This window comes from Proteus sp. G4380, assembly GCF_963885725.1.
Classification (GTDB): domain Bacteria; phylum Pseudomonadota; class Gammaproteobacteria; order Enterobacterales; family Enterobacteriaceae; genus Proteus; species Proteus mirabilis.
The window spans coordinates 24,365-30,470 of the sequence record NZ_CAWPAV010000147.1 but is presented as its reverse complement, the minus strand read 5'-3'; the positions used below and the strand labels follow the sequence as shown (position 1 = coordinate 30,470).

Annotated in this window: 6 protein-coding genes and 2 pseudogenes; 7 read left to right on the top strand and 1 reads right to left on the bottom strand. The window is 36.2% G+C overall.

Annotated elements, in window-relative coordinates; translation table 11 throughout:
* A partial coding sequence (locus tag AACU98_RS13290; protein ID WP_161734894.1) for a hypothetical protein occupies positions 1 to 481 on the top strand: 481 nt, incomplete at its 5' end.
* 194 nt (positions 482 to 675) lie between these two features.
* On the opposite strand, the pseudogene AACU98_RS13285 reads toward AACU98_RS13290, so the two are convergent.
* Positions 676 to 1,156, bottom strand: a pseudogene (locus tag AACU98_RS13285) (Hcp family type VI secretion system effector).
* Positions 1,157 to 1,287: 131 nt separating this feature from the next.
* Between AACU98_RS13285 and AACU98_RS13280 the strand changes: the two are divergent.
* From AACU98_RS13280 to efeB, 6 genes and pseudogenes are all read left to right on the top strand, one after another.
* Positions 1,288 to 1,744, top strand: a pseudogene (locus tag AACU98_RS13280) (transposase); the annotation flags it as partial.
* A 326-nt stretch (positions 1,745 to 2,070) separates the two neighbouring features.
* A complete protein-coding gene (locus AACU98_RS13275) occupies positions 2,071 to 2,628 on the top strand; it encodes an iron transporter (protein WP_004245023.1) in 558 nt (185 codons plus the stop codon).
* Positions 2,629 to 2,693: 65 nt separating this feature from the next.
* Entirely contained in the window at positions 2,694 to 3,041 is a 348-nt protein-coding gene (locus AACU98_RS13270; protein WP_108717108.1) for a cupredoxin domain-containing protein, read from the top strand.
* A gap of 2 nt (positions 3,042 to 3,043) precedes the next feature.
* A complete protein-coding gene (locus AACU98_RS13265; protein WP_004245025.1) occupies positions 3,044 to 3,880 on the top strand; it encodes an FTR1 family iron permease in 837 nt (278 codons plus the stop codon).
* Positions 3,870 to 4,793, top strand: a complete 924-nt coding sequence (locus AACU98_RS13260) for an EfeM/EfeO family lipoprotein (RefSeq protein ID WP_161734885.1) — start codon at positions 3,870 to 3,872, stop codon at positions 4,791 to 4,793. Before AACU98_RS13265 ends, AACU98_RS13260 begins: the two co-directional genes overlap by 11 nt.
* Positions 4,780 to 6,048 (top strand): iron uptake transporter deferrochelatase/peroxidase subunit, encoded by a 1,269-nt coding sequence (gene efeB, locus AACU98_RS13255; RefSeq protein WP_004252520.1) that lies wholly within the window; start codon positions 4,780 to 4,782, stop codon positions 6,046 to 6,048. Before AACU98_RS13260 ends, efeB begins: the two co-directional genes overlap by 14 nt.
* Positions 6,049 to 6,106 lie beyond the last annotated feature (58 nt).

Below are 6,106 nucleotides of genomic sequence, written 5' to 3'. Positions count from 1 at the left end.
GGAAACTTTTAAAGGTAATAACCCAATAAGAGCAATTATCATAAGATACTTAGAACACCTTTTTACTAATCTGAACGATGATGAAATGAATAATCTTAAAACCCTATTAAGAGGTGTATTCCTTACATCTGGGGCACTAGTAACAACAGGAGGAGTTCGTGTTTACATAGCCACAGCCGCATCTGAACTTATATATAATACGGTACTAAGAAATGCCATTGCCCACAAGTTAATTAGAGGTGGTGGAAATATAGCAATGGCTTTTGTGGGAGGGTATGGCATCATAGAGATGGCTTCTCAAGCAAAGGAAAGATTACGCTATAGCAATCCTACTCTGTATTATGACCTTGTTTTAATGAATTTAGAAATGGGGTATTTTATAGTAGAACCAAATATATCAAAATGGTTATATATGATAGGATCTGAAAAGAAAAGTGTTGATGAAGTTTATCGAGCAATAAATGGATTAATTTATAATTAATGGTAATTAAGTGATGAAAAATTTTTTCGTATCGATTCTTGATAGTATCAGATATAGCGTAATTGCATTTTTTTTACTGGCTATGTTTAGATTACCTGAATCATCATTTGTCGCAGGGCTATTGTTTTCACTTTTACTACTCCTATATCTAAAAAAAATATACTATTACCTACGTAAAGCAACTTATAAAATCTTCAAATAATATTTTGCTCGTTTATGGAATATCCACTTGTACCAGCACAAATATGGTTCCATGAAATAGACTCATATCGTAGTAATATTTTTTCATGGGAGACGATAGAGTATCCGTTAGATGATTCTGGTGAAGATTGTGTAAAATCCACAATAGTTGCATTACTCAATTTAATTTCAAAATATTTTTCTAAAATACCAAATTGGTTTATCCTGAAAAAGTCAAAATTAGCATCTAATAATTCATTATTAGATATGGCAACGCCTAATAACGGGGATGACTTATCAATTGGTTTAATGAATAAAACTGGATGGTGGACTGAATTTTGCATCCTGCTTATTGTGTAATTTAAACTTAAAACCTGTATTTGATCTTTATGGCCTGTTTGATATCTATTACCAATTGAATCAACTGTAGAACAATTAGCTGATATTAATCCTTGTTTTTTTACCTTTTAAGGTTAAGTATTTTACGTCAGACATAACCACTCTATTTAATTCAGTCTATAATGATATTAACAGAATAATTTTAAAATTACATTAAAATATCTATCACAGATTATCCACTTCCCCTAAAATGAGACAGCTATAATTAGGTTATTGTATAAGTCATGATGAAAAAAATCTTTTTCACTGAAACTCGAATCGTTAATTTTTAAAACTCGCTGATTTTGGTATGAAAGAAGAAGATATTTGTCGCGAAAACGGGATCAGTAATGCCTGTTACTATAATTGGAAATCAAAGTATGGTGGTATGGAAGCCAATGATGTTAAATGATTAAAAGATCTTGATGAGGAAAATGCCAAACTTAAAAAGATGTTTGTAGCAGTTAGCCTTGAACATTATGCAATGAAGGATCTTTTTGTAAAAAAGGGTTGGTAGTAGCTAAGAAGAAGTTCTGCGCTCAATCATTAAATAATGCAGGCTTATCAGTCAGTAAAGCTTGTCAGTTGACATTGCTATCTCGCTCAGCATTCTACCGCCAACCTATCAATTGTCTTAAAAAAGGCAGTGTGGTGAGCGATGCAATTCAATCAGTTTTAGCTAAATCGCCACAATCAAGATTTTGGAGCGCACAGAGTCAAATTTAATGATCTAATATGGAAATCAGTGATTGCTTATCTTTGTCAGATAGTTAATAAGATTTCCATCTATTCTCTTTAACACTATGATTTTACTTAGTATTAAAAAGCAAACCTATTGAGTATATTTATCTATCATTTCTTAATAACAAAATTTTTTCTTTTAAAAAAGAGTTAGTTAATCTTATTTTTATCCTTTCCCACTTCAAATTAAACGATATTTTTCTTACATAAGTTTCTGCTATTTTTGCTATAAATCATGTTAATCTTAATAAGAATAATAACAATTATCATTCAATATATAAGGATTAAACATGAACTCTCGTTATGTGCGTGCTCTCACGTTGTTATCATTAATTCCCACTTCTGTCTTCGCTCTTGAGTATCCCGTAGGTCAACCAATCATTAAAAATGGCATGGAAATTCAAGGTGTCTATCTACAACCTATCACGATGGACACAGAGGAAGGCCATCATGCAATGAAGCACCTACCTGCTGATAAAGCTGATATCCATTTAGAAGCAGATATTCATGCTGTTGAAGATAATCCGAATGGTTTTGCTGAAGGTGATTGGATCCCTTATCTCACTGTTGAATATACCGTGACTAAATTAGATGCACCGGAGAAAAAACAGCAGGGAACTTTTATGGCCATGGTCGCCAGTGATGGTCCTCATTATGGTGAAAACCTAAAATTAGATGGCAACGGCCAATATAACGTTACCTATAAAATTTACCCGCCTTCTTACAATAAAGATGTCGTTTTTGGTCGTCATATCGACAAAGAGACGGGGGTAGCCGCTTGGTTCGAGCCTTTTGAAGTGTCATGGGATTTTAACTATAGCGGTACTGGCCGTAAAGGCAGTTACTAATTAGCTTAATTATTGATAGCCCTGTGTATAGGGCTATCTCCTCTATTTTGTTAAGTGAAATTTCAATGATTAAACATCTCTATCAATACACGCTATTACTGCTATTAATGATAGCAAGCTCTACTTTAGCCGCAGAAAAATACACCGTTGAATTAGAAATGAAAGAGGGGGAACTGATCCCTCGAGTTTTAAATGTTCCTGCTAAAACTCCTATACGGATCAAAATTCGCAATACCGGTAGTAGCCCCGTTGAATTTGAAAGCACTCAATTACGTAAAGAAAAAGTATTAGCGCCTAGGGCGAGTTCTGTCGTTGTGATTGCGCCTCTAAAACCTGGACGTTACACCTTCTTTGATGATTTTCATCTGTCTCACCCTCAAGGTGAAATCGTTGCGACTGAAAAGGCTGAATAAATATGGGACAAGTTCTATTTGTTGTTTGGCGAGAAAGTTTTGAAGCTCTGCTGGTGGTAGGGATCATTTATGCATGGATAAAACGCTCTCCTACCCCTAAACAAGGTATGAAATATCTCTGGGGAGGAGTAATAGTAGGAATACTACTCTCTATTCTTTTAGCTCTTAGCATTTATGGGGTATTTAGCTCCTTAGAAGATATCTGGCAATCTCTGTTTATGGTTATGATGGAAATCATTGCCTGCCTATTAATTGTTCAGATGGTCTATTGGATGAACAAACAAGGTAAATCACTAAAAGCCAATATCGAAAACGAATTGACACAAAAAACGCAACAACAAAGTGTCTGGGGGATTTTACTGATCATCGCCATTGCCATTGCGAGAGAAGGCAGCGAAGTGGTTGTTTTCCTATCAAGCCATATTATGGCTCTCACAGCACAAACCGCGTTGTCTTTCTTGATTGAAGTATTCATTGGCCTATTGATAGCGGGACTAACTCTATGGTTATTTTTGCTAACATCAAAAATGATTTCTTGGCGTAAATTCTTTGTTATTACCGGATTTTTACTGCTTTTCCTCGCCGTTTCCTTGCTATTAAAAGCAGTAGAAGAGATAGCTAATCTACTTATTGAAATGGATATTGAATTACCTGACTTTTTGATTTATCCACTATGGGATCTTAGCCATATTTTGGATGATTCAAGCATTTTTGGTAATTTCTTAGTTTCATTCTTTGCTTATCGCTCACAACCCATCGGTTTAAGTGTTGTTACTTTTATTGTGTTTTGGTTGGTGGTCGCACTGTTATTTAAACAAGGGGATCGTCATGCCAAATAGCGCCCTATTGAAAGGTGATCATATTGTCATCTTGCTATTGATATCGCTATGCTCTTTTTCTGTTTCTGCAAAAAAAATCATTCAAGGCATTACTCAAGATAGTGAAAATATTGTTGTTGCTAAAGGGGATATTCCCACTCCTGAAAAATTTACAACCAATATTCTTAACTATCGGCAGAAAGCTGTTGATCAGTTGACCTTCGTTGAAACTGCATTAAAAAATGTCATTGTTAACAGTGAAAAAAATCAACTGACTGATGCCCAACTCGCCTATCAACAAGCGCATTATCACTATGAGGTGATCCGCCCGATTATTGCATTGTTTGGCGCTACTGAACGCCTATTAAATAATCGGGCTGATTTCTTTCTTGAAAGAGAAAACTCGCCCCGTTTTAATGGATTTCATTTGGTTGAATATCAACTCTTTAAATTAGAGGATATGCAATCGTCAGCCGAGTCAGCCAAAGCACTGTTAAGAGGCATTAGTGATCTAAAAAAACGCTTAGCGATTGAAGATATTCCCATAGCTAAATTAGTGCAATCTGCAGGTGATAGTTTAGAGCTGATTTTAACCGACAAATTAGCCGGCATTGAAAATCAATATGCAAAAAGTGATCTGGGGGATGGGTATGCCAATTTATACGGTTCACGCCTAATCATTGAGTCTCTATCTAACCATATTCCACTTCAGGAATATCAATCACTACGCAAACAGTATGACACTATTAGCAAACTATTTTTAAAATATCAGCGAGATGAAGAATTATTTCAGCCTTTAGATACGCTTTCTGATAGTGAGAAAGCCGTGCTCTTTGCACAAATAACACAATTAGCGGAGCAAGTTGCACAATTACGTAACGTGCTCAATATTGATGTCTATTATTACTATAAAGAAGCATATGGTGAAAAATAAAACTCTGTTTAAATCACTCCTCACAATCCCCGTTAACCACCATAAACGTACAACGTTAAAATGGTTAGGCGGTAGTTTACTGCTTGCCAGTATGGGCGCAAATGCCATCGAAAAAAGCAAGTGTTCACCAACACTTCGTTATCAACGTGCTATTAACTACTTAGGAAAACATCAAGCTGGGGTTATCACGCCAGAACAAAAGCATGCTTCATTTATTGCACTTGATTTAACAGTAACAACCCCTGAGGAAGTAGAAAAAATTTTCCGAACCTTAACACAGCGGATTGCTTTTTTAACACAATCTCGTGAACTTAAAGAAAGTCATAATCCTCACCTTCCCCCCGCAGGATCCGGTATTTTAGGTAGCCAATTATATCCTGATGAATTAACCATCACAGTGGCGTTAGGGGATAGTTTTTTTGATAATCGGTTTGGTTTTCAAGCTCATAAACCCAAACGCCTTGAAGCAATGAAACCCTTCCCCAACGATCGCTTAGATCCTAAATGGTGTGGCGGTGATCTGTTACTTCAGCTTTGTGCCAATAGTCAAGAAAGTATCATTTATGCATTAAGAGATATTTTAAAATATCTTTCTGGGCAAGTGCATGCACGATGGAAAATAGATGGTTTTCTACCTGCTCGTGATATTGATAATCAACAAACGCCAATTAATTTATTTGGTTTTAAAGATGGCACAGGTAATGCCCCTGCCACTGACACTCATTTAATGGATGATTTAGTGTGGATCACCGATAAACAAAATGAACCGCAGTGGTGCTTAGGAGGTAGCTATCAAGCGGTGAGACTTATTCGTTTTGCCTTGGAATTTTGGGATAGAACACCTCTTGAAGATCAGGAGAATAACTTTGGTCGTCATCGTGCAACAGGCGCGCCGATAGGTATGAAGCAAGAAATGGACTCACCTGAATTTGAGCAAGATCCTCATGGCGACAGGATACTCTTTGATTCCCATATGAGACGAGCTGAACCCAGAACCCCCGAACGTTATAGCGCCAAACTGCGTCGTCGCAGTTATAGCTACTCATTAGGGCTAACGCCGTCAGGACAATTAGATATGGGGCTTGTCTTTGTCTCATTTCAGAATAACCTTAAAAAAGGCTTTATTGATACGCAAAAGCGTTTAAATGGTGAACCGTTAGAGCGCTATATAAAACCTTTTGGTGGGGGTTATTACTTCGTATTACCCGGCGTCACACAAGCAAGCGATATATTAGCTAAAGGACTATTTACTTAATTTTTGCTATTTTCAAATACGTTTACTTTTCCAGTAAACGTATTTGATAAAAATATTC